This window comes from Oribacterium sp. oral taxon 078 str. F0262, from assembly GCF_000160135.1.
Classification (GTDB): domain Bacteria; phylum Bacillota; class Clostridia; order Lachnospirales; family Lachnospiraceae; genus Oribacterium.
The window spans coordinates 1,635-3,731 of record NZ_GG729933.1; the positions used below are offsets into that span (position 1 = coordinate 1,635).

The following is a 2,097-nucleotide window of genomic DNA, read 5'->3' on the forward strand; positions in this document are numbered from 1 at the left end:
AAGGCAGAACTCATGGTCAGTGAACGGACGCTGTATACCTACATGGACGCAAACCTCTTCTCTGCCCGGAACATCGATATGCCGCGCAAGGTGAGGATGCATCCCCGCCGCAAAAGGCCGGATACCGTAAAAGTCGATCCCAGGTGACGTGAAGGGCGCACTCTGAAAGATTTCAAGGTCTTTATGGCTGAGAATCCGGACACCCCTGTGGTCGAGCTCGATTCGGTAGAGGGCACAAAAGGAGGGACTGTCATGCTTACGATCACCTTCGTGACAGACGGCCTGCAGCTCGCTGTCCGACGGGAGCATAACGATTCTCAGTCGGTAACCGATCTCTTCCGCAGGCTGTATCTGGAACTTGGCCCGAACACGTTTCCCGATCTGTTCCCGGTACTTCTGGCGGACAACGGCAGCGAGTTTTCTGACCCGAAGAGCATTGAATTTGATGCCAATGGGAACCGCCGCACATGGCTGTTTTACTGCAATGCCTCTGCGCCTTATCAGAAAGGGAGCTGTGAGGTCCGTCATGAAATGATTCGCAGAATCATCCCCAAAGGCGTTGACATCACCCCTTATATAAATGCTAGTCTGAAAGTGAGCCACTTAGGCCTAAAACGCTGACTTGAAAGTGAGCCACCCGGCTGATTACTCTGAAAGAAGAAAAATCTTCTTTCGGAGGGAAAAACGGTGGTAATCACAATGAAAGACTATGACGAAATCCGCAAACGATACCTTAGTGGCGAAAGTCAGCGTCATATCGCTAAAACACTCGGTATCTCAAGGAACACGGTCTCCAAGTACTGCGAAGGCGCTGCGGTTCCATGGGTCCGGAAGACTCCGGAACGCAGATCGACCGTCCTGACGGACGATACGATCGCCTTCATCCAAGCCTGTCTTTCCGAGGGCGAGGAGGAAAGGCCTGAAGAAACAGAAGCACACGGCCAAGCGCATCTACGACCGCCTGGTCGAAGAGACCGGATTCACCGGTGGTGAATCCACGATCCGAGCCAAAGTCCGGGAACTAAAGCGGCTCATTCCCCCGGCCTTTCTGCCGCTCGTCTTTGATCCCGGCGAGGCAATGCAGATCGACTGGGGCGAAGCCACAGTATACCTTCGGGATGTCCGGACGAAAGTGCATCTCTTCTGTGCCAGGCTCTGTTACAGTTGCCGTCCCGTTGTTCTGTCCTACCACCGCCAAAATGAAGAAAGCTTTCTGGATGCGTTCGTCCGTGTCTTCCGAGAACTCAACGGTGCACCGGCGAAAGTGATCTTCGATAACGGAAAAGTCGCCGTAAAAGACGGATTCGGATCCTATGCTGTGAAGCAGGCCGGCTATACGGCTCTTGCGGCGCATTACGGGTTCGATGCAGTCTTCTGCAATCCGGCAGAGGGTCACGAGAAAGGCCTGGTGGAAGGTCTGGTCGGATGAGCAAGAAGAAACATCCTGGTGCCGATCCCTCGTGTGAACTCGATGCAGGAGTTGAATTCTCTGCTTCTCGATCGTTGTCGGAAGTACGGGGATTGAAGTGATAAACTGAAGTTGTAACACAAATGGCTGATAAAATATAATAGCAAATGGAGGATTTTATCATGCCACAACCTTACGACGAACCATTTAAGAAAAAGATTGTCCGTCTCCGCCTGGAGGAAGGCCGATCCATGAGGAGCCTCACAGAAGAATATGGGGTTTCTAAATCCAGCGTTGTCAAATGGTGTAATGAATTTCGCGAAGAATGCCAGAGTAATCCAGAAAGCCAAAAAGATTATGATACCATGGAGGCAATGCTGAAGCTAAAGAAGGAAAATGAAGAACTCCGAAAAGAGAATCTATTCCTAAAAAAAGCGGCGGCATTCTTTGCGAAGGAAATCGATTAGAGGCTTATCGATTTATCCGAAATTATCATCATGAATTTGGCGTTCGTTGGCTCCTGAAAAGATTTGGCATCTGTCCAAATGCCTACTACAACTTCCTGAAGAATAGGAAGTCTGTGTATCGTGCCCAAAAACAGGCTGCTCTTAATGAAATATCGAAAATATATCACGAACACAACGGAGTAGACGGGTATCGCAGTATGCGGGTATTTTTGGCACGGAAAA

The 2,097-nt window shown here is 50.2% G+C and carries 2 protein-coding genes and 2 pseudogenes; all 4 read left to right on the forward strand.

The window, feature by feature from the left end:
• The first annotated feature begins 252 nt into the window (after positions 1–252).
• Positions 253–621: a hypothetical protein gene (locus tag GCWU000341_RS12490; RefSeq protein ID WP_050761850.1), complete on the forward strand. Its 369-nt coding sequence runs from the start codon at positions 253–255 to the stop codon at positions 619–621.
• Positions 622–699: 78 nt separating this feature from the next.
• Positions 700–789: pseudogene (locus GCWU000341_RS14415) on the forward strand (helix-turn-helix domain-containing protein); the annotation flags it as partial.
• Between the two features lie 79 nt (positions 790–868).
• Entirely contained in the window at positions 869–1,429 is a 561-nt protein-coding gene (gene istA / locus GCWU000341_RS13695) for an IS21 family transposase (RefSeq protein WP_155812532.1), read from the forward strand.
• A 161-nt stretch (positions 1,430–1,590) separates the two neighbouring features.
• Positions 1,591–2,097, forward strand: a pseudogene (locus tag GCWU000341_RS13835) (transposase); the annotation flags it as partial.

Excerpts from the sequence above, each read along its gene's own strand:
- GCWU000341_RS12490 (WP_050761850.1), top strand. The coding sequence starts at position 253 with ATGCTTACGATCACCTTCGTGACAGACGGCCTGCAGCTCGCTGTCCGA.